Below are 20,605 nucleotides of genomic sequence, written 5' to 3'. Positions count from 1 at the left end.
GGATGGGGACCAGGGCGAACGAGCGCCAAACTGGTCCTACCAATCCTACTCCCCGGAATCGTCGCTCTTCTCCGGAGCCTTGCCGATGTCGTCGGTCAGCCCGGAGGGATCGGCCATGCGGCCCGCGCTGACCAGCGAAATCACCGGAAGGTGACGGGTGCGCACGGCGGGAAGGGGGATCTTGGACTCGTCCTTCAGCACCGCCTGCACCTTCGCCTTGTCGGTGATGGCGAGGCCCTTGAGCGAGGACCACGGCAGATCCTTCCGCCCGAACATCGTGCGGACCTCCAGCCCCTCGGCCGTCGCCGTCGTGCGCGTCCGGATGACGAACACCGCGAGCGCGATCGGGAAGATGTAGAGCCACTGGAGATACGGCACATCGCCGAACGCGACAGGCGTCACACAGACGACGAGGAAAGCGATCGCCAGCAACGCCGTGTTCGGAATCTTGAAGACGGCTTTGGGAGCCTCGTTCGCCTGTTCCTGCTGCTTTTCTTCTGCCACGTCAAAGATGGTGCACCGCCGCCTCGGAGGCCCCGAACGCGGGTCGCGCGACGCGGCGGAGGTGTCCAGCATGCGGAATCGCCGTCCCGCAGAGTTGACACTCTTGACGGCGACCGGCTAGCTTCACTCTCGTGACAACGCAGACCGGCCTCGTACTTCCCAAGCGCGTCGACGCTTAGGGAAGTCTCCGCTGCGTCGACGCGCGACCCTCGTGCGACCACTCCGGTCGGCGGGGGTTTTTTGTTGCCTGGAACAATTTCACTTGCCCGACCAGCCAATGAATACCCGAACGAGTGACTAGACAAGACGAGGCAAACAGCGATGACTAGTGCCACCTCGCGAGCTGATGCGAACGCCGGTACCACCGGTGCCCGACCCAAGCCGGCGCCGCCCGCCGGGACCCCGGTGCGGGTCACGGGCGCGCAGTCGCTCGTCCGCTCGCTCGAAGCGGTGGGCGCGGAGGTCGTGTTCGGTATTCCGGGCGGCACCATTCTCCCGGCGTACGACCCGCTGCTCGACTCGACGAAGGTCCGCCACGTCCTGGTCCGCCACGAACAGGGCGCCGGCCACGCCGCCACTGGGTACGCGCAGGCCACCGGCAAGGTCGGGGTGTGCATGGCCACCTCGGGTCCCGGCGCCACCAACCTGGTCACCCCGCTGGCCGACGCGAACATGGACTCGGTCCCGGTCGTCGCCATCACCGGGCAGCAGTCCCGCGCGCTGATCGGCACGGACGCCTTCCAGGAAGCCGACATCTGCGGCATCACGATGCCGATCACCAAGCACAACTTCCTGGTCACCGACCCGGCGGACATCCCGCGCACCATCGCGGAGGCCTTCCACCTCGCCTCGACCGGCCGCCCCGGCCCGGTCCTGGTGGACATCCCCAAGGACGTCCTGCAGGAGATGACCTCCTTCTCCTGGCCGACGGAGCTGCGGCTGCCGGGCTACCGGCCCACGCTGCGCCCGCACGGCAAGCAGGTCCGCGAGGCCGCCCGGCTGATCAGCAAGTCGCGACGCCCGGTCCTCTACGTCGGCGGTGGCGTGGTCAAGGCCGGCGCCTCGCGTCAGCTGATGGAACTGGCCGAGCTGACCGGGATCCCCGTCGTCACCACGCTGATGGCGCGCGGCGCGTTCCCCGACTCGCACCCGCAGCACCTCGGTATGCCGGGCATGCACGGTTCGGTCGCCGCCGTCGCCGCGATGCAGCGGGCGGATCTGCTGATCGCCCTCGGCGCCCGCTTCGACGACCGCGTCACCGGGCAGCTGTCCTCGTTCGCGCCGGACGCCGCCGTCGTCCACGCCGACATCGACCCGGCCGAGATCTCCAAGAACCGCAAGGCGGACGTGCCGATCGTCGGCGACTGCGCGGAGATCATCACCGAGCTGATCGAGGCCGTCCGCGCCGAGACCGACAAGTCCGCGAAGCCGGACCTGAAGGACTGGTGGACGCAGGCGAGCGCCTGGCGCGACGACTACCCGGCCGGTTACGAGTGGCCCGAGGACGGGACGCTTTCGCCGCAGTACGTCATCGAGCGCATCGGTTCGCTCGTCGGCCCGGACGCGGTCTACACCGCGGGCGTCGGCCAGCACCAGATGTGGGCCGCGCAGTTCGTGAAGTACGAGAACCCGCGCACCTGGATCAACTCCGGCGGTCTCGGCACGATGGGCTTCGCCGTCCCCGCCGCGATGGGCGCCAAGTTCGGCGTGCCGGACAAGCAGGTCTGGGCCATCGACGGCGACGGCTGTTTCCAGATGACGAACCAGGAACTGGCCACCTGCGCCATCGAAGGCGCGCCGATCAAGGTCGCCGTCATCAACAACGGCAACCTCGGCATGGTCCGCCAGTGGCAGAACCTCTTCTACTCCGAGCGGTACTCCAACACCGATCTCGGTACCCACAAGCACCGCATCCCCGACTTCACCCTGCTCGCGGAGGCGCTCGGCTGCGCCGGGCTCCGCTGCGAGACCAAGGAGGACGTCGACGCCACCATCCGGCGCGCCATGGAGATCAACGACCGCCCCGTCGTGATCGATTTCGTGGTGGGGAAGGATGCCCAGGTGTGGCCCATGGTGGCCGCGGGCACCGGTAACGACGAAATCATGGCCGTGCGCGGGATCCGCCCGCTCTTCGACGACGACGAGGTCGCCGCCGAGGCGGAGCTGAACGCCGCCACAGAAGGAGACGCCCGATGAGCGTGCACACCCTGAGCGTTCTGGTCGAGAACAAGCCCGGTGTCCTCGCGCGGGTTTCCGGACTGTTCTCCCGGCGTGGTTTCAACATCGAATCCCTCGCCGTCGGGCCCACGGAGAATCCCGAGGTGTCCCGGATGACGATCGTGGTCGCCGTTGAGGAGCTACCGCTCGAACAGGTGACCAAACAGCTCAACAAGCTGGTCAACGTCATCAAGATCGTGGAACTGGAAAAGTCCACAGCCGTGCAGCGTGAACTGCTGCTCGTCAAGGTCCGGGCCGACAACACCGTGCGCAGCCAGGTCCTCGAAACGGTGCAGCTCTTCCGCGCGAAGGTGGTGGACGTGTCGCCCGAGGCGCTCACCGTCGAAGCCACCGGGACGTCGGACAAGATCGGTGCCCTGCTGCGGATGCTGGAGCCCTATGGCATCCGCGAACTGGTCCAGTCCGGAATGGTCGCGGTCGGCCGGGGCGCCCGGTCCATCACCGCCACCTCCGCCCGCTGAATCTTCTTAAATTTGTAAGTCAGGAAAGGAAGTAGTACCCCTCATGGCAGTGGAAATCTTTTACGACGACGACGCGGACCTTTCGATCATCCAGGGTCGCAAGGTCGCCGTGATCGGCTACGGCAGCCAGGGCCACGCGCACTCGCTGAGCCTGCGCGACTCCGGCGTCGACGTCCGCATCGGCCTGCCCGAGGGCTCGAAGTCGCGGGCCAAGGCCGAGGAGCAGGGTCTCCGCGTGCTCACCCCGGCCGAGGCCAGCGCCGAAGCCGACCTGATCATGATCCTCGCGCCGGACACGAAGCAGCGCTTCATCTACGAGCAGGACATCGCGCCGAACCTCAAGGACGGCGACGCGCTGTTCTTCGGCCACGGCTTCAACATCCGCTACGACCTGATCAAGCCGCCGTCGAACGTCGACGTCGCCATGGTCGCGCCGAAGGGCCCTGGCCACCTGGTCCGCCGCCAGTTCGTCGACGGCAAGGGCGTCCCGGCGCTCATCGCGGTCGAGCAGGACGCCTCCGGCAACGCGCAGGCGCTCGCGCTCTCCTACGCGGCCGCCATCGGTGGCGCCCGCGCCGGTGTCATCAAGACGACCTTCACCGAGGAGACCGAGACGGACCTCTTCGGCGAGCAGGCCGTGCTCTGCGGTGGCGCCTCCGCGCTGGTGCAGACCGGTTTCGAGGTGCTCACCGAGGCCGGCTACGCCCCGGAGATCGCCTACTTCGAGGTGCTGCACGAGCTGAAGCTGATCGTCGACCTCATGTACGAGGGCGGCATCGCGCGTCAGCGCTACTCGATCTCCGACACCGCCGAGTACGGCGACCTGACCCGCGGCCCGCGCGTCATCTCGCCGGCGGTCAAGGAAGAGATGAAGAAGATCCTCGGCGAGATCCAGGACGGCACGTTCGCCCGCGAATGGGTCGCCGAGGACGAGGCCGGACGGCCGAACTTCACCAAGCTCGAGGAGCAGGGCAACCAGCACCCGATCGAGGAGACCGGCAAGAAGCTGCGCGACCTGATGTCGTGGGTGGACCGGCCGATCACCGAGACCGCCTAGTAGTCACCACGAAGGGGCCCTTCAGCGCGAAGGGCCCCTTCGTTTTGCGTATCGGAAAGCGATAGCGTGGGCACCATGAGTGAGCAGCCGGTGGACGACAAGGCTCAGGTCAGGCCCGATCTGGACCTGAGCGACGCGGTGTGGATCCGGGCGGAACCCGAAGGCGCGAACCTCGAAGACCGTGCCGAGTACGCGCTGGTGTCGCACACCGACGGCGTCACCTACACCGCGATGCGCCAAGCCTCGGATCCGGACGGCCACATCCTCGTCTTCACGCCGACCGAATGGGACGCCTTCGTGAAGGGCGTCCGGGACGGCGAATTCGACCTGCCCGCCCAGTCCGATCAATAAGGCAAGACGTACGCGTGGCTCATGTCGGAGTCGTGCGTGGTGGCCGAGCCTTCCGAGTCGGTGAGTCCGGTGGCCGTTCCCTGGATGCCGGCGGCCTCGCCGCCCAGCCACTCGGCCTTGACGTAGGCGTTGAACCGGGGGACGCAGCCCGGTGCCTTGCTCACGGTGAAGTCCGCTTTGTTGAGCGGCACGTATTTGTGGTGCACCCAGTACGGCACCTCATGCGTGACCTGGATGCTGCTGTCGCTCTTGCAGAGTGTGCCGTCCGCCTTCCACTGATTGACGAACAGCGTGAACTTCACCTCTGTGGACTTGTATTCGTCACAGGTGATGCCCCGTAGGCAGACCTGCAGCTCGACGTCGCCCACCACGTTGAGGCCCTGCACGGTCGAGGGGAGGGTGAAGTGGTCGAGCTTGGGCTCCCACACCTTCGGGGAATTGGTGTGGAGATCAAGGATCGGCGTGCTCACGCTGGACTGCACCGGTTGCCCGTCGGTGGCGTTGATGACCGAGGTGTCGGCGAACGTGAGGTACCCGCTGACCAATCGGTAGGTGGCGCCACTGGTCGAGCTGAGCGAGTTGCCCCGCACGTTCGCCGTGCAGGTGACCGTGCCCGCGACGCCGGGGTGGACGAGGAAGCGGGTGTAGAGCGTCACGTCCTGATTCGGGGAGCCCGAGTTCGTGTCGTAGACGTTCTGCCCGATCACCATGTTCTTGCTCCAGCCGCCCGGGCCCCGGCAGACGATTTCGTTGTCGAAGAGGCTGCGGATGGTGGCGTCGTTGACCCGCATCTTCGAGACCACGTATGCGGTCTGCGTGGCGGTCATGTCCAGCGAAATGGTGCCTACGGGAGTGACGCTGTGCACGACAGGCCGGACCTGCTTGGGCACCGAGATCGTTTGCGGGGTGAAGGTGACGGATGTCGCCGCTTGCGCGGGGGTGGCGGCCAGGAGGCAGGCGATCAGTGCGAAAACCGCTGCCGTGGCCAGGGAACGGACGTTCAAGTGGACCCTCCTTGTCGGTGGTTCTCGGTGTGGATCCGATCGGTCAGTTGTCCGGCGGCGTTCCCACGGAAGGGCCGGCGCAAGCGCTCAAGGTGCGGAAGCAGGTGAAGTATTCGAGACCTTTCTTGGGGTCCTCGGTGGTCATCCAGACATAGACCTTGGTGGCTCCGCCGTCGATGTCCGCGCTGACGGTGAGGGGCGCCGGCCCGGATTCGTTGCACCAGGTGCTGGAGCTCTGCCAGCCCAGCCATCTCGAGCCCGCCCTGGCCTCCGCATAGATCCGTCGGCAACCGGAGGCCTTGAACGCCCCGTTGACGCCGACCGACCGGTTGTACCAGGTGACCGTGCCGATGTAGTAGCTCTCGCCGACCTCGATCCGGAACTTGCTGGTGGGGTAGTCGGCGGCGGTGGCGGGTGTCGCCGCGAAGACCATCCCGCCCGCCGACGCGACCGCGGCGACGGCGGCACCGACCTTCCTCATGCGGCTCTTCGCTTTCGTCGATCTCACCATGACGATCACTCCCAGGTTCGTTTTGTCGGTGACACCACTCAACCCCGGGTGGACCTCGCACCGGAAAGGATTCGAGCCCGTTCAAATCCGTCGCGAAGACTGCTACCGTCGACGTGGTGCTCACGTTGCGTGTCGACGCCGACACGGTGTCCAGGACACGGTTTTCCCCTTCCCCCGCAGCGGAATCCCTGGCGTGGCTGAAACTCACCGCCGCGTCGGGACGGCACCCGGTGTTCGGCGACCCCGGACCACTCGCCCGCGCGTCACTCGCCCATCCGGACGTCGCCCTGCTCGCGGATCTGTTGCCGCGGGACGGCGACACCTACGCACCCGATCTGCTCACCCCGCAGCCGGGCACGGACACGCAGCGCCGTGACCTGCTCGACGAACAGATCGCGCAGATCGAGGCGGTCGCGCAGGACGACCTCGAAAGCCAGGTCTTCCACTACACCCGGACCCACTGGAGCAGGCCGCTGGAGGCCGAGACCCGCCGGATCGCCGAATCGGGACGGATGCAGCGACGCCTCGCCAACGGTCTCGCCCGGTTCTGGCGGGACACCCTCTCCGAGGGCTGGCCCGACCTGCGCTCGATCATCGATCAGGACATCGCCCATCGCGCGACGGGCATCGCCACCCACGGCATAGGCCGGACGCTCGGAACGCTCCACCCCGGCATCGCCTGGTCCGGCGACGCGGTCACCATCGAGAAGACGTGGGACGGCGAGATCGACGGCACCGGCCGGGACCTGGTCCTCGCACCCGGAGTGCTCAACTGGCCCGACATCATCATCCAGGTCGACACCCCCGGGCAGCTTGTCCTCTATTACCCCGCCCAGCGAGTCGGAACCGGCCGGGACCGCAGGTCGGGAAACCTCGCGCAAGTGGTCGGCAACGCCCGCGCGGCCATACTGGCGGACCTCGAAACCGCCCGGTCCACGGCGGAACTCGCCGCCCGGCTCGGATACACCCCCGGCACCGTCTCCTACCATCTCGGCGCGCTGCACCGCGCACGCCTCGTCACCAAGGTCAGAGACGGGCGCTATGTGCTGTACCAGCGGACCGCGCGGGCGGCGGGCCTGCTGGAAGCCCGCGATTAGCCTGCCGGCCCGAGATGTCCACAGCCGATGACCGTCGACTGTGGACATTCGGCCTGCCCTGAGGCTTTCGCCCGTGATCAGTCCGGGTAATCCACGCTCATCCGTCGAAGACCCGTGGTGTCCTGCGGACAGTTCACTGTGGACACCACGCGATGCGGACTACAGGCTCCACTTGTCCATCGGTCACTCGGCGACGGACAGCACGACTTTCCCCGTGGTCTTCCCCGCGGCGACGAGTTCTTGGGCCTTCGCTGCCTCTTCCAGCGGGAACACCGTGTCGACGGTCGGCTTGAGGCGTCCGCTGTCGACGAGTCCGGCCAGCGCGAGCAGCCCGGCGCGGTCCGGCTCGGCGAGGGTGAACCCGGCGGTGACTCCGGCGGCCTCGGCCAGTTCCGGCATGCGCTCGTCGTTCGTGCGGGTGAGCTGGACGAGCCTGCCGCCGCGGCGAAGCGTCTTGAGTGACCGTGGCCCGTACTCCAGGCCGATCGTGTCGAGGACGACGTCGACGTCGCGGACCTCTTCGGCGAAGTCCGTCGTGCGGTAGTCGATGAGCTCGTCCGCGCCGAGACCGCGGAGGAACCCGTGCTTGGCCGCGCTGGCCGTCCCGATCACGTACGCGCCGCGCGCCTTGGCGATCTGGACCGCGAGATGCCCGACCCCGCCCGCCGCCGCGTGGATCAGAACCCGTTGCCCCGGCTGGATGTCCGCCGTGTCGACGAGGCTCTGCCAGACGGTCAGCCCCGCGAGCGGGACCGCGGCCGCGTGCAGGTGGTCCAAAGTGGACGGTTTACGCGCGAAGTGACGGCTCGGCGCGGCGACGAACTCGGAATACGCGCCGGCCTGGAACGGGAACGACGGCATGCCGAAGACCTCGTCGCCGGGGGAGAACAGGGACGCGCCCGCGCCGGTCTCCTCGACGACACCGGACACGTCCCAGCCGAGGATGAACGGCGGATCGCCCATCGGGCCGATACCGCCGGTCTCGCGGGTCTTCCAGTCGACCGGGTTGACGCCGGCGGCGTGCACCCGGACCAGGATCTGGGTCGGGCCGGGGACGGGCCTTTCGACGTCGACGAGTTCGAGGACTTCGGGGCCGCCGAGGCGGTTCTGGCTGATCGCTCGCATGGGGTCCATTGTTCGGCGAGCGTCGTACTTCCGGCGAGGTTCCGGTGGGCCAAGCGTCGTCAGGATCGGGACAGCCGTTCGTGCCGCCTGCCGCAGGGGTTGCGAAAGCCACTTTCGCAACCTTCAACGTTGCGAAAGTGGCTTTCGCAACGCGGCGGCGGCAAGTGGCGGCGGCGGATCCCCCCCGGATGTCGCGAAAGCCACTTTCGAGACGTCTGGCGTCGCGAAAGTGGCTTTCGCGACACTCGCGCGGGCGGGTGCCCACTCGCCAGGCGCGCGCTCAGGCGCCCCGCAGCACCGCCGCGATCTCCGTCTGCTCGAAATGCTCGGCCCACCCCAAGGCCGACGACGAGTACAGCGAATCCTTGAGCGAAGGATCCGCCCCCACCTCCAGCAAGGCCCGCACCGCGTCGACATGCCCGCCCTGCACGGCAAGGTGCAGCGCCGTGACACCTTCCCCGTGCGAGAGCCCGCCGAAGGTGCCCTGGCGGTTCACCGAAGCGCCCAGCTCCGCCAAGGTCCTGATCGCCGACGCCTTCCCCTGAGCGGCTGCCCAGGTCAGCGCCGTACCGCGGTAGACGTCGGCGTCCACCGCCGCGCCCCGCTCCACGAGGGTGCGCACAGCCGAGGACCGGTCGTTCCGCGCTGCCCACGACAGCGCCTCGTCGCGGATCTCGGCCGGGTCGTCGCTCGGCCGCCATTCCGGGAAACCGCTGTGCGGCCGGTGGAATTCGCGATGAGCGCCCGCCGCGGGGGAGAGCGTGCCGTCCGGCGCGAGCAGCTCGTCGAGCAGATCCGCCAGGCCGAGCCCGGCGGCGACGCGCAGGTTGCCGGGGGAGACGCTGCGCGAAGCCAGCAGTTCCGCCGCCTTGCGATGGCCCCAGAACAGCGCGACCACCAGCGGTGTGCCGCCGTCGCCGCGGGCCGGAACGTCGACCGGGGCGCCGGCGTCGAGCAGCATCGTGACCAGCAGCGGCAGCCCGGCGTACCCGGCCTGGTGCAACGCCGTCCAACCGTGCACGTTGGCCGAAGCGGGATCGGCGCCGTGATCGAGCAGAATCCGGCACAGCCGCTCGTCGCAGGTCGCGGCGGCCATGCCGAGCAGGTCGTTGCCGTTCTGCCCGTGGGCGTGGACGAGCGTGGGCAGGTCGCCGATCAGGCGCGCGAGCCCGGCGAGGTCCCGCGCGTCGATCAGTTCCCGTGCCTTTTCGAAGGCGAGTTCAGCCGGTGACGTCACGCTCCCGCACGCTACCCCCGACCCCCGACAGAACCCGCCATTCGGCCAGCGGGATCCGGTCGTCCCCGGTCAGCACCTGCAGGCAGACGTGGTCCGCGCCCGCGTCCAGATGTGCCTGGACGCGCGCGGAGATCGCGTCCTCCCCGACGGCGACCAGCGCGTCCACGAGCTTGTCGGAGCCGTAATCCTCCTCGGTGAACCCGAACCGCCGCAGATTCGCCCGATGGTGGGCGGCCAGGCCCAGGTACGTCGACACGTGCCGTCGTGCGATCTCCCGGTCGGGCCCGAGGACGACGGCCTGCTCGACGGCGAGGAAGGCCGAAGGCCCGATGGCCTCCCGCGCCAGCGCCGTGTGCTCGACGGGGACGAAGTACGAATGCGCCCCATCGGTGCGTTCCGCGGCCAAGGCGAGCATCTTCGGTCCCAGGGCGGCCAGCAGGCGCCGACGTGGCGAGTCTGGTGTGGACAGTTCGGTCCGGTCCATTTCGTCGAGATAGCCGCGCATCGCCTCCAGTGGTTTCGCGCCCGGCAAGTGACCGCCCAGCCCGAGGATGAACCGGCCCGGGTAGGCCTCGGCGAGGGTCCGCTCGGCGGCCGCCGCCGCGACGGGGGCCCGATGGGAGAACCGCGCGATACCGGTGGCGACGGTCAGCCGCGACGTCGCCGCCAGCAGCAGCCCCGCCTGCGTGAACGCTTCCCGCCCCAGGTACTCCCCGAACCACAGCGTGTCGAAGCCGAGTTCCTCGACCTCCGCGGCCGCCTCGCGGACCTCGCCGATTTCCTTGCCGTCGAACGAGAACGTCCAGATGCCGACGCTCATCGGGTCACCGCCGTCAGTGCCGGGGCCAGCCGTTCCAGCTGATCCACTATGGACTGAAGATCGTCACCGGCGGGATGGAGGAGCACGGTGTCCGCGCCGGCGTCCACGAGTTCCTTGATCCGCCCGGCGATCCTTTCCTCGTCGCCCCAAGCGATCAGCCCGTCCACGAGCCGGTCGCCGACGCCGTCGATGTCGGCGTCGGTGTAGCCGAGCCGTTTCCAGCCCTTGAAGTAGTGCTGGATGCCGTACTGCTTCATCAGCCCGATGTCCCTCGTCACGCTCGCCCGCGCCTGTTCGCGGTCGCCGAGCAGCACCGAATGGGCGGGGATGAGCAGCTTGTCCCGGCCGAGGATCTCGCGGGCGTACGGCGTGTGCTCGAAGGGCTGGGCGAATGGATGAGCGCCGTCCGTCAGGTCCCGCGCGAGTTCGAGCATCTTCGGCCCGACGGCGGCGAGGACACGCGGGAACGGTACCGGCGAAGGAAATTCTTCCGCCGCCGCAGACATGGCCGTGAGGTAGTCGCGGGTCTGTTCGAGCGGCCGGTAGTCCGAGCCCGCCTTCTCCGCCTGATAGGAGTGCCCGATCCCGACGCCGAGCACGAACCGGCCTGGGAAGGCCTGCGCGAGCGTCCGTCCGCCGCTGTGGGCGGTGTACGCGGGCCGCGACCAGATGTTCGCGATCCCGGTGCCGACCACCACCCGTTCGGTGGCGGCCAGCGTGATGGCGCTGTAGGCGAACAACTCCCGGTTCCCCGGCCCCTCGCCGCCCCACACGGTGCGGTAACCCAGCTCCTCCAGGCGTCGTACCGCCCGCCGTTCCTCGTCCGGTGTCGGCGTGAACATGCCGACCGGCAGCCAGACACCCACCGGGCCCAGCCGCTCCCGGGTCTCTTCGATCAAGGTCATTCTCGTCTCCCCAGCTAACATGAGGCAGCCTCCGCTTACGTCGGCGACTATACGGAGGCGGCCTCCGATTTGTCGAGACTAGGCTCGGGAGCGCGATGGACACCGAGAAGAAGCCGCTGCGGGCGGACGCCCGGCGCAACTACGAGCGCCTCCTCGAAGAGGCGAGACGCGCCTTCGCCGCGAACGGGGTCGAGGCGTCGCTGGAAGAGATCGCCCGCAGGGCCGGTGTCGGCATCGGGACGCTCTACCGGCACTTCCCGACGCGGGAAGCCCTCGTCGAGACGGTGCTTCGCGAAGGCTTCGACGCGCAGGCCGCCGCGGCCCGCGAACTCCTGGACTCCCCGAAGCCGCTGAACGCGCTGAAGACCTGGCTCGCCGGGATGGGTGAACAGTCGGCGCGCTATCGCGGACTACCCGAACTGATGGTCGACGTCCTCAACGACGAGACCTCGCCGCTCTACGCGTCCTGTCACGCGATGCGGGACCAGGTGTCCCACCTGGTGGAAAGGGCGAAGGCCGCGGGGGAGCTCCGGGCGGACGTCACAGTGCCCGAAATCCTGGTGATGCTGCACGCGCTTTCCTGGGCCAGCGAACACCTTTCGGGTGACAAGGGGCTCGAACGCCTCCTCGATCTCGTTTTCGCGGGATTACGGGCGAGTTAACAATCCCCTGTCACCAGGTCTAAACTGCGGCGCAACCGGGCACAACGGCGTGACCGTCAATAGTGAGTCGCAGGCACAGACCAGATAGTGGGAGCCGTATCGTGACCAAGCCGAACAAGCCCGTCGTCCTCATCGCCGAGAAGCTCGCGCCCTCCGTGCTGAGCGTCTTCTCCGACGAGGTCGAGGTCCAGCATGTGGACGGCACGGACCGCCCCGCGCTGCTCGAGGCCGTGAAGACGGCGGACGCGCTGCTCGTGCGGTCCGCGACGAAGGTCGACGCCGAAGTCCTCGGCGCCACCACCTCGCTCAAGGTCGTCGCCCGCGCCGGCGTCGGGCTGGACAACGTCGAGGTCCCGGCCGCCACCGAACGCGGTGTCCTGGTGGTCAACGCCCCGACGTCGAACATCGTCTCCGCCGCCGAGCACGCCGTCGCGCTGCTGCTCGCCGTCGCCCGCCGGGTCCCGGCCGCGGACCAGAGCCTCCAGGGCGGCGCGTGGAAGCGCAGCGCCTACTCCGGCGTCGAGATCCAGGGCAAGACCATCGGCGTGGTCGGCCTCGGCAAGATCGGCCAGCTGTTCGCGCAGCGGCTCGCCGCCTTCGACACCAAGCTCATCGCCTACGACCCCTACGTCTCGGCCGCCCGCGCCGCGCAGCTCGGCATCGAGCTGGTCACGCTGGACGAACTGCTGGAGCGCGCCGACGCGATCTCCATCCACCTGCCGAAGACCCCGGAGACCAAGGGCCTGATCGGCGCCGAGGCGCTCAAGAAGACCAAGCAGGGCGTCATCATCGTCAACGCCGCGCGCGGTGGCTTGATCGACGAGCAGGCGCTGGCGGACGCGATCAGCTCCGGCCACGTCGGCGGCGCCGGTATCGACGTGTTCGTCACCGAGCCCACCACCGAAAGCCCGCTGTTCGGCCTGCCGAACGTCGTCGTCACCCCGCACCTCGGCGCCTCGACCGCCGAAGCGCAGGACCGCGCCGGCACCGACGTCGCGAAGTCCGTGCTGCTCGCGCTGCGCGGCGACTTCGTGCCCGACGCGGTGAACGTCGCGGGCGGCGGCACGGTCGGCGAGCACGTCCGGCCGTACCTTTCGCTCACCCAGAAGCTCGGCACCGTGCTGACCGCGCTGAACCCGAAGGCCCCGGCCTCGGTCACCGTCGTGGTCAAGGGCGAGCTGGCCGCCGAGGACGTCAGCGTGCTGCCGCTCGCCGCCGAGCGCGGCGTGTTCTCCGGTGTCGTCGAGGACCAGGTCACCTTCGTGAACGCGCCGCGCGTGGCCGAAGAGCTGGGCGTCCAGGTCGATCTGGTCACCGAGACCGAAAGCCCCAAGTTCCGCAGCCTGGTCACCGTCCGCGCGGTCCACGCCGACGGCTCGACCCTTTCGGTGTCCGGTTCGGTCACCGGCAAGGACGAGGTCGAGAAGCTGGTCGAGGTCAACGGCCGTCACTTCGACCTGCGTGCCGAGGGCAACGTGCTGCTGCTCGAATACCCGGACCGCCCGGGCATCATGGGCCGCGTCGGCACGCTGCTCGGCGAGGCGGGCCTCAACATCGAGGCCGCGCAGATCAGCCAGACCACCGATGGCGCGGACGCGGTCATGCTGCTGCGCGTGGACCGTTCCGTGGACTCGCACCTGCTGGAGCCGATCGGCGCCACCGTGGGCGCGCACACGATCCGCGCGGTCAACTTCGGCTGACCTCCGATAAGCGCGTGAAGGCCCCCTTCCCTCGGCTCAGCCGAGGGAAGGGGGCCTTCACGCGCATTCCGCAATTAGTCGACTAACTGCGGTCGTTGTGTGTGCGGGGTTCGCGGGATCGCAGAGCAAGATTCAATAACGGTGAAAAATGCCTACTGAAGTCGGGCTGGTCCCCGGATAGGTTCTTCCGGCGAGGCCGAACCATCGCGTCGTCAAGGGCACGGCGCGGCGCCGGGGCTCACCGTCGGGGGTGTGTTCGAGCGGCAGGCAGGTTCCGAGTCCAGGCCTCGAGTGAGGGCACGTACTCATGAACAGATCCCGCGTACCCCGATGGGCGATCCGCTCGTCGGCCGCGGTCTTCGCCGCGTTGCTCGTGACGTCCGTGACCGGGGCGTCCGCTGCCGCGCAGGATGTCCCTCTCGCGGACGGCGTCACGCCGGCGAAGATCGACCGTAACGGATTCCAGGGGAAGGTCGAGCCGAAGCTCAAGGCCGCCCAAGGCAAGATCACCGCCTTCGTCGAGCTGGCCAAGCAGCCCGCCGTCGACGCCTTCAACGCCGAGCAGAACAAGGGCGCGGGCAAGGAAAAGGCGAAGAAGGCCGCGAAGGACGCCAAAGCCGACGCCGCCGCGACGGTGAACTCCGTCGTCGGGCAGCTCAAGGCCGCCGACGCCGGCACCCAGCTGGTCACGCAGACCGCCAACGCGGTCGCCGGCGCGGTCGTCACGGCCGACGCGGCGAAGATCCGCGAGCTGGCGAAGCGGCCGGACGTCGTCTCGGTCAAGAAGGTCGTGCCGAAGACCCGCACGAACTCCAGCGCGGTCCAGCTGACCAACACGCTCGCCTCCTGGCAGCAGACCGGCCGCTACGGCGACGGCATCCGCGTCGGCGTGATCGACGACGGCATCGACTACACCCACGCCACCTTCGGCGGTCCGGGCACGGCCGAGGCGTACAAGGCGATCAACCGCGACCAGGCCACCCCCGCCTTCCCGACCGACAAGGTCGTCGGCGGTATCGACCTGGTCGGCGACGCCTACGACTCGGGCAGCGACGACCCGGCCCTCAACACCCCGAAGCCGGACCCCAACCCGATCTCGTGCGGCCACCACGGCACGCACGTCGCGGGCACGGTCGCCGGCTTCGGCGTGGACGAAGCGGGCAAGACCTTCACCGGTGACTACAAGAAGCTGAACAAGAAGAAGATCGAAGCGATGCAGATCGGCCCGGGCACCGCGCCCAAGGCCCTGCTGTACGCCATCAAGGTCTTCGGCTGCGACGGCTCGACCAACGTCACCTCGCAGGCGCTCGACTGGTCGCTCGACCCGGACGGCGACGGCGACTTCACCGACCACCTCGACGTGGTCAACCTTTCGCTGGGCGGCGACTTCGCCACCCCGGACGACCCGGACTCGCTGTTCGTGCGCAAGATCGCCGCGAACAACGTCGTGCCGGTGTTCTCCGCGGGCAACGGCGGCGACCTCAACGACGTCGGCGGCGCGCCGGGCAACACGCCCGAGGCGCTGACCGTCGCCAGCAGCCGTGACGCGTCCGTCCTTCGCGACGCCGTCGAAGCCGTCGCTCCCGAGGGTGTGAAGGGTGCGAAGACCGGCCAGTTCAGCCAGAACTACGCGTCCTACGACGCGCTCGACGTCACCGCGCCGGTGGTCACGCTGTCGGCCGACAACGTCGCCGGCTGCAAGCCGTACTCCGAAGCCGACAAGGCCAAGGCCGCGGGCAAGATCGTGTTCCTCGAATGGGACGACAACGACGCGACCCGCGCCTGCGGTTCCGGCGCCCGTTCGAACAACGCGCAGGCCGCGGGTGCCAAGGGTGCGCTGTTCTCCTCGACGCTGGAGCACTTCACGGCGGGTATCGCGGGCAACGCGGCCCTGCCGACGTTCCAGCTGACCGGCAGCGCGACCGCCTCGGTCCGTCCCGCGGTGGCCGCGGGCACGCTGCAGGTCCGCATGACCGGCAAGGGCCGCGTGTCCGTGCCGACCACCGATCAGTCCATTGTGGACACCCCGAGCTCGTTCACCTCGCGTGGCGGGCGCGGCCCGGCCGTCAAGCCGGACGTCGCGGCGCCCGGTGACTCGATCGCGTCCGCGCTGAGCGGCAGCGGGGCCGGTCGCCTGGTCATCTCCGGGACCTCGATGGCGGCTCCGCACACCTCGGGTATCACCGCCCTGATCCGTCAGGCGCACCCGGACTGGTCGGTCGAAGAGGTCAAGGCCTCGGTCGTCAACACCGCCGGTCACGACATCCGTGACGCCTCGGGCCGGGTCTACGGCCCGCAGCGCGTCGGCAGCGGCCGGATCGACGCGAAGGCCGCGCTGGACAACCAGGTCCTGGCCTACGTCGTCGACAACCCCGGCTTCGTCTCGGTCAACTTCGGCGTCGTCGAAGCGGGCGGCCCGGTCACCCTGACCAAGACGGTCAAGGTGGTCAACAAGGGCATCAAGCCGGTCGAGTACTCGGTGGGCTACGAAGCCGTGAACGCGCTCCCCGGTGTCGAGTACACAGTGGACAAGCCGACGGTGAAGCTGAGCCCGCGCGGTATCGCGCTGGTGAAGGTGACCCTGAAGATCGCCGACCCCAAGGCGCTCCGCAAGGTCATGGACCCGACCATGGCGGCGACGCAGGTCGGCCTCGCCCGGCAGTTCGTGGCGGACGCCTCCGGCCGGATCGCGTTCACCCCGAAGAGCGGCACGACCTTTCCGCTGCGGCTCGCGGTGTACTCCGCGCCGAAGCCCGTCTCGTCCATCAACACCCCGGGCAACGTCAACTTCGGCGCCGGCCAGACCCAGGCCGTGCTGAACCTGACCGGCAAGGGCGTGGACCAGGGCACCGGCCCGCAGCGGTACCGCTCGCTGATCAGCGTGCTCGAACTGCAGGCGGAATCCCCGCAGCTGCCCGAGTGCGACGGCGACGTCACCACCGACTGCACCCTGAACCAGACCGCCAAGGGTGCCGACCTGCGCTACATCGGCGCCGCGTCGACGGCCCCGCTGGCCAAGGCGCAGGGTGAGCCGGAGAACGCGTTGCTGGCCTTCGGTCTCACCACCTGGAGCGACCTGGCCAACCTGGGCAGCAACACCTCGCCGTTCGTGGACATCGACACCACGGGCGACGGGCAGCCGGACTTCGAGACCTATGTGACCAAGGTGACGTCCACCGACGTCCTCGTGGCGGTCACCGTGGCGCTGAAGCCGGGCTTCCCGCAGGTGGACATCCAGCCGATCAACGGCCAGCTCGGTGACGTCGACACGAACGTGTACGACACCAACGTCGTCGTGCTGCCGGTGAGCATCGCGGCACTGGGCATCGACCCGAACGCCGCGTCGCACAAGATCAGCTACACCGTCGGGACCTCCGGGTTCTACGCCGCGCCGGGTGCGGACTCGTCGACGATCGACTACGTCGGCACGCCGCTTTCGTTCGACGCCTTGGCTCCCGCGTACACCGTCCAGGGCGGCGGCGACTCCGCGCTGGGCTACGTCGCGAAACCGGGCACGGCGCTGGTGGTCAACCGCAACGCGGCCGCGCAGGACACCGTGCTGGGCCTGCTGGCGATCGAGCACCACAACGCCTCGGGCAACCGGGCGAACGTGGTGAAGATCCAGGCGAACGCCGGTGGTGGCAACTCCGGTGTCGACCGGCCGGGCAACGGCGGGCGGCACACCGGACGTCAGCCGATCGGTGTGGGCTGACGCGGTAGTGCGGTAATCCGCGTTCGATGAGGTGAGGGACGCCCTGGCGGCATGCTTTCCGCCAGGGCGTCCCTTCTTGTTTTCACCCTTTCGGCTGTCTCGCTCTGTGGGAGATTCCGGCATAAGGGTGGTGCGGCTACGGCTACCGGGCTACGGCCGGTAACCTTCCGCTGCTGGCGTTTTCTTGCGGATGGGCCATCCGGACTGCCGGTGGCCTGGTCTACGGAGGTGTGTGGATGCGGCTCGCGGTGATCCCAGGAGACGGGATCGGGCCCGAAGTGGTCTCCGAGGCGCTCAAGGTGCTCGGTGAGGTCGTACCGACTGCGGAGATCACGAACTACGACCTCGGCGCCGCCCGGTGGCACTCCACCGGCGAGCTGCTCCCGGAGTCGGTACTCGGTGAACTCCGTCAGCACGACGCGATCCTGCTGGGCGCGGTGGGCGACCCGACGGTGCCGAGCGGCATCCTGGAGCGCGGGCTGTTGCTGCGCCTCCGGTTCGAGCTCGACCACCACGTGAACCTGCGTCCCGCCCGGTTGTACCCGGGGGTGCGCGGACCGCTCGCCGAGGGGGGCGAGATCGACATGGTCGTCGTGCGCGAAGGCACCGAAGGCCCGTACGCGGGCAACGGTGGCCTGCTGCGCAAGGACACCGAGAACGAGATCGCGACGGAGGTCAGCGTCAACACGGCGTTCGGCGTCCGGCGCGTGGTGACCGACGCGTTCAACCGGGCCGAGGCGCGGCCCCGCAAGCACCTGACGCTCCTGCACAAGACGAACGTGCTGGAGTACGCGGGTTCGCTGTGGTCGCGGATCGTCGAAGAGGTCTCGCTGGAGCACCCGGAGGTGACCGTCGCGTACTCCCATGTGGACGCGGCGATGATCCACCTGGTGACCGACCCGTCCCGGTTCGACGTCATCGTCACCGACAACCTGTTCGGCGACATCGTCACCGACCTCTCGGCGGCGGTGACCGGCGGCATCGGGCTGGCGGCGAGCGGGAACCTCGACATCACCCGGCGGAACCCGAGCATGTTCGAGCCGGTGCACGGCAGCGCGCCGGACATCGCGGGCCAGGGTCTCGCCGACCCGACCGCCGCGGTGCTGTCGGTGTCGCTGCTGCTGGACCACTTGGGACAGAAGGAGGCGGCGCGGCGGATCGAGGCCTCGGTGGCCTTCGACCTCGCGACCCGCGACCAGGCGTCGCCCGGTGCGACGCACGCGATCGGTGACCGGCTGGCGGCCCTGGTGTCGTCGAACGTGCGCCCGGTCACTCAGTAGTTCTTGGAAGTACGTGAAGGCCCCCTTCATTGCGCTGGACGCAGTGAAGGGGGCCTTCACGTACTTCCGGGCCTGGCGACCTGGGAGCGCGTCCCGGAGTGTGGAATCTTTCGCCCGGCTTGTGGACGCCCGCCGGGGCGTGTGTCATGATGCGTCCGTGACCTCCTGCACCATCATTATCGCCGAGCGCGCCGGATAACAGCTCCACAAGAGCCCCCGGCGCGCAACCTCTCGCACCCATGCGGGAGGTTTTTTTGTTGCCTGAACACGTTTTGCCCCACCACGAGGAGATTCCCGTGACCCGCAAGGAGCCCGCCGATACACCGCTCGGCGACGCCTTCCACCTGTACGACACGACGTTGCGCGACGGCGCGCAGCGCGAGGGGATCTCCTACTCCGTCACGGACAAGCTGGCGGTGGCGAGGCTGCTCGACGATCTCGGGGTCGGGTTCATCGAAGGCGGATGGCCGGGCGCGCTGCCCAAGGACACGGAATTCTTCGCCCGCGCGGCTTCGGGCGAACTGAAACTGCGCCACGCCGCGCTCGTCGCCTTCGGCGCGACGCGGAAGGCTGGCGCCAAGGCCGAGCAGGACCAGCAGGTGCGGGCCCTGCTCGATTCCCAGGCGCCGGTGGTCACCCTGGTGGCCAAATCGGACCTGCGGCACATCGAACGCGCGCTGCGGGTCGACGTCGACGAGGCGTGCGAGATGGTGCGCGACACCGTCGCGTTCCTCGTCGGCGAAGGACGTCGCGTCTTCCTTGACGCGGAACACTTTTTCGACGGCTACGCGTTCTCCCCCGACACCGCGTTGAAGGTGCTCGACGCGGGAGTGAACGCGGGCGCCGACGTCGCCGTGCTGTGCGACACCAACGGCGGCCAGCTGCCGCTGGGCCTCGCGGAAACCGTCCGCGAGGTCAAGGAAAGGACCGGATTCCGGCTCGGAATCCATTGCCAGGACGACACTTCCTGCGCGGTGGCGAATTCCGTCGCCGCCGTGCAGGCCGGCGTGACGCACGTCCAGTGCACCGCCAATGGTTACGGCGAACGGGCGGGTAACGCCGATCTGTTCGCCGTGACGGGAAATCTGGTGACCAAGCTCGGGATGGAGGTGCTCCCGACCGGAGGCGCCGCCGAGCTCACCCGGGTCTCCCATGCCCTTGCCGAAATCGCGAACATCGCCCCCTACACCCACCAGGCTTACGTAGGGGCGTCGGCCTTCGCCCACAAGGCGGGACTGCACGCGAGCGCGATCAAGGTGGATCCGTTGCTGTACAACCACATCGATCCAGCTTCCGTCGGCAATGACATGCGGGTACTGGTCACCGAGATGGCCGGCAGGGCCAGCCTGGAGCTCAAGGGACGTGAGCTCGGGGTCGACCTTGCCGGCCAGCCCGAGGCGCTGACGAGCGCCGTGAAGAAGGTGAAGCGGCTCGAATCCGAAGGATGGTCCTTCGAGGCCGCGGACGCCTCACTGGAACTGCTGCTGCGGCGGGAGGTCGACGGCCCGCAGAGCGACGTCCTCGACGAACCGCCGTTCGAACTCGAGTCGTACCGGGTCGTGCTGGACCACCGGTCCGACGGCGAGGTCGTGTCCGAGGCGACGGTGAAGGTGCACGTCGCCGGGCGGCGCGTGATCGCGACCGCCGAGGGCAACGGCCCCGTGCACGCGCTCGACGCCGCCCTGCGCGAGGCGCTCAGCCCGCATCTGTCCTGGTTGGACAGTGTGGAGCTGGCCGATTACAAGGTGCGGATCCTGCCCGGCCACCCGGGCACCGACGCCGTCACGCGCGTGCTCGTCGAGACCAGCGACGGCGAGCGCGAGTGGACCACCGTCGGCGTGCACGGCAACATCGTCGAAGCGAGCTGGCTGGCGTTGTGCGACGCACTCGTGCACAAGTCCCTCAGGGAGGGCCCGGCGTGAGGAGTCGTACAGTGGGGGA

Annotated in this window: 17 protein-coding genes; 10 read left to right on the top strand and 7 right to left on the bottom strand. The window is 68.7% G+C overall.

Annotated features, from left to right (window positions below; all coding sequences use genetic code 11):
• Positions 1–45 precede the first annotated feature (45 nt).
• On the bottom strand, positions 46–504 hold the full coding sequence (locus H4W30_RS12505; protein WP_192743000.1) for a PH domain-containing protein: 459 nt from the start codon (positions 502–504) through the stop codon (positions 46–48).
• Positions 505–825: 321 nt separating this feature from the next.
• Here H4W30_RS12505 and H4W30_RS12500 point away from each other — a divergent pair, with 321 nt between their 5' ends.
• The 4 genes from H4W30_RS12500 to H4W30_RS12485 all read left to right on the top strand — a co-directional run bounded on the left by H4W30_RS12500 (position 826) and on the right by H4W30_RS12485 (position 4,611).
• Positions 826–2,700, top strand: a complete 1,875-nt coding sequence (locus H4W30_RS12500; RefSeq protein WP_192742999.1) for an acetolactate synthase large subunit — start codon at positions 826–828, stop codon at positions 2,698–2,700.
• Positions 2,697–3,203 carry an acetolactate synthase small subunit gene (gene ilvN, locus H4W30_RS12495; protein ID WP_034315713.1) on the top strand — a complete coding sequence of 169 codons (507 nt, stop codon included), beginning with the start codon at positions 2,697–2,699 and terminating at the stop codon, positions 3,201–3,203. Before H4W30_RS12500 ends, ilvN begins: the two co-directional genes overlap by 4 nt.
• Positions 3,204–3,246: 43 nt before the next feature.
• Positions 3,247–4,260: a ketol-acid reductoisomerase gene (gene ilvC / locus H4W30_RS12490; protein WP_016336537.1), complete on the top strand. Its 1,014-nt coding sequence runs from the start codon at positions 3,247–3,249 to the stop codon at positions 4,258–4,260.
• A 75-nt stretch (positions 4,261–4,335) separates the two neighbouring features.
• On the top strand, positions 4,336–4,611 hold the full coding sequence (locus tag H4W30_RS12485; protein ID WP_192742998.1) for a DUF397 domain-containing protein: 276 nt from the start codon (positions 4,336–4,338) through the stop codon (positions 4,609–4,611).
• Here the strand turns inward: H4W30_RS12485 and H4W30_RS12480 are convergent.
• Together H4W30_RS12480 and H4W30_RS12475 are read right to left on the bottom strand one after the other, a co-directional pair.
• Entirely contained in the window at positions 4,605–5,615 is a 1,011-nt protein-coding gene (locus H4W30_RS12480) for a hypothetical protein (RefSeq protein WP_192742997.1), read from the bottom strand. The two genes, H4W30_RS12485 and H4W30_RS12480, sit on opposite strands and share 7 nt — an antisense overlap.
• Positions 5,616–5,658: 43 nt before the next feature.
• Complete coding sequence (locus tag H4W30_RS12475; protein WP_192742996.1) at positions 5,659–6,096, bottom strand: hypothetical protein; 438 nt, start codon at positions 6,094–6,096, stop codon at positions 5,659–5,661.
• Between the two features lie 146 nt (positions 6,097–6,242).
• Between H4W30_RS12475 and H4W30_RS12470 the strand changes: the two genes are divergently transcribed.
• The gene (locus H4W30_RS12470) at positions 6,243–7,223 is read left to right on the top strand and encodes an ArsR/SmtB family transcription factor (RefSeq protein WP_192742995.1); all 981 of its coding nucleotides are present in this window, start codon (positions 6,243–6,245) and stop codon (positions 7,221–7,223) included.
• 183 nt (positions 7,224–7,406) lie between these two features.
• Here the strand turns inward: H4W30_RS12470 and H4W30_RS12465 are convergent, their stop codons facing one another.
• The 4 genes from H4W30_RS12465 to H4W30_RS12450 all read right to left on the bottom strand — a co-directional run bounded on the left by H4W30_RS12465 (position 7,407) and on the right by H4W30_RS12450 (position 11,310).
• Positions 7,407–8,348, bottom strand: coding sequence for an NADP-dependent oxidoreductase (locus tag H4W30_RS12465; protein WP_192742994.1), 942 nt, complete (start codon positions 8,346–8,348; stop codon positions 7,407–7,409).
• Between the two features lie 280 nt (positions 8,349–8,628).
• A complete protein-coding gene (locus tag H4W30_RS12460) occupies positions 8,629–9,585 on the bottom strand; it encodes an ankyrin repeat domain-containing protein (RefSeq protein ID WP_192742993.1) in 957 nt (318 codons plus the stop codon).
• On the bottom strand, positions 9,569–10,405 hold the full coding sequence (locus H4W30_RS12455) for a TIGR03620 family F420-dependent LLM class oxidoreductase (protein ID WP_192742992.1): 837 nt from the start codon (positions 10,403–10,405) through the stop codon (positions 9,569–9,571). The genes H4W30_RS12460 and H4W30_RS12455 overlap by 17 nt, the downstream gene beginning before the upstream one ends.
• Positions 10,402–11,310, bottom strand: a complete 909-nt coding sequence (locus H4W30_RS12450) for a TIGR03620 family F420-dependent LLM class oxidoreductase (protein ID WP_192742991.1) — start codon at positions 11,308–11,310, stop codon at positions 10,402–10,404. Before H4W30_RS12450 ends, H4W30_RS12455 begins: the two co-directional genes overlap by 4 nt.
• A gap of 95 nt (positions 11,311–11,405) precedes the next feature.
• On the opposite strand from H4W30_RS12450, the gene H4W30_RS12445 reads away from it, so the two are divergent.
• The 5 genes from H4W30_RS12445 to cimA all read left to right on the top strand — a co-directional run bounded on the left by H4W30_RS12445 (position 11,406) and on the right by cimA (position 20,586).
• Entirely contained in the window at positions 11,406–11,972 is a 567-nt protein-coding gene (locus H4W30_RS12445) for a TetR/AcrR family transcriptional regulator (RefSeq protein WP_192742990.1), read from the top strand.
• Between the two features lie 101 nt (positions 11,973–12,073).
• Entirely contained in the window at positions 12,074–13,672 is a 1,599-nt protein-coding gene (gene serA / locus H4W30_RS12440) for a phosphoglycerate dehydrogenase (RefSeq protein ID WP_192742989.1), read from the top strand.
• Between the two features lie 307 nt (positions 13,673–13,979).
• Positions 13,980–17,384: a S8 family peptidase gene (locus H4W30_RS12435; protein WP_192742988.1), complete on the top strand. Its 3,405-nt coding sequence runs from the start codon at positions 13,980–13,982 to the stop codon at positions 17,382–17,384.
• A gap of 236 nt (positions 17,385–17,620) precedes the next feature.
• Positions 17,621–18,664, top strand: coding sequence for a 3-isopropylmalate dehydrogenase (locus H4W30_RS12430; protein ID WP_192742987.1), 1,044 nt, complete (start codon positions 17,621–17,623; stop codon positions 18,662–18,664).
• A gap of 296 nt (positions 18,665–18,960) precedes the next feature.
• Positions 18,961–20,586 (top strand): citramalate synthase, encoded by a 1,626-nt coding sequence (gene cimA, locus H4W30_RS12425; protein ID WP_192742986.1) that lies wholly within the window; start codon positions 18,961–18,963, stop codon positions 20,584–20,586.
• Positions 20,587–20,605 lie beyond the last annotated feature (19 nt).

Source organism: Amycolatopsis roodepoortensis (genome assembly GCF_014873915.1).
Lineage (GTDB): Bacteria > Actinomycetota > Actinomycetes > Mycobacteriales > Pseudonocardiaceae > Amycolatopsis > Amycolatopsis roodepoortensis.
This window is presented reverse-complemented; position numbering and strand designations above follow the sequence as displayed.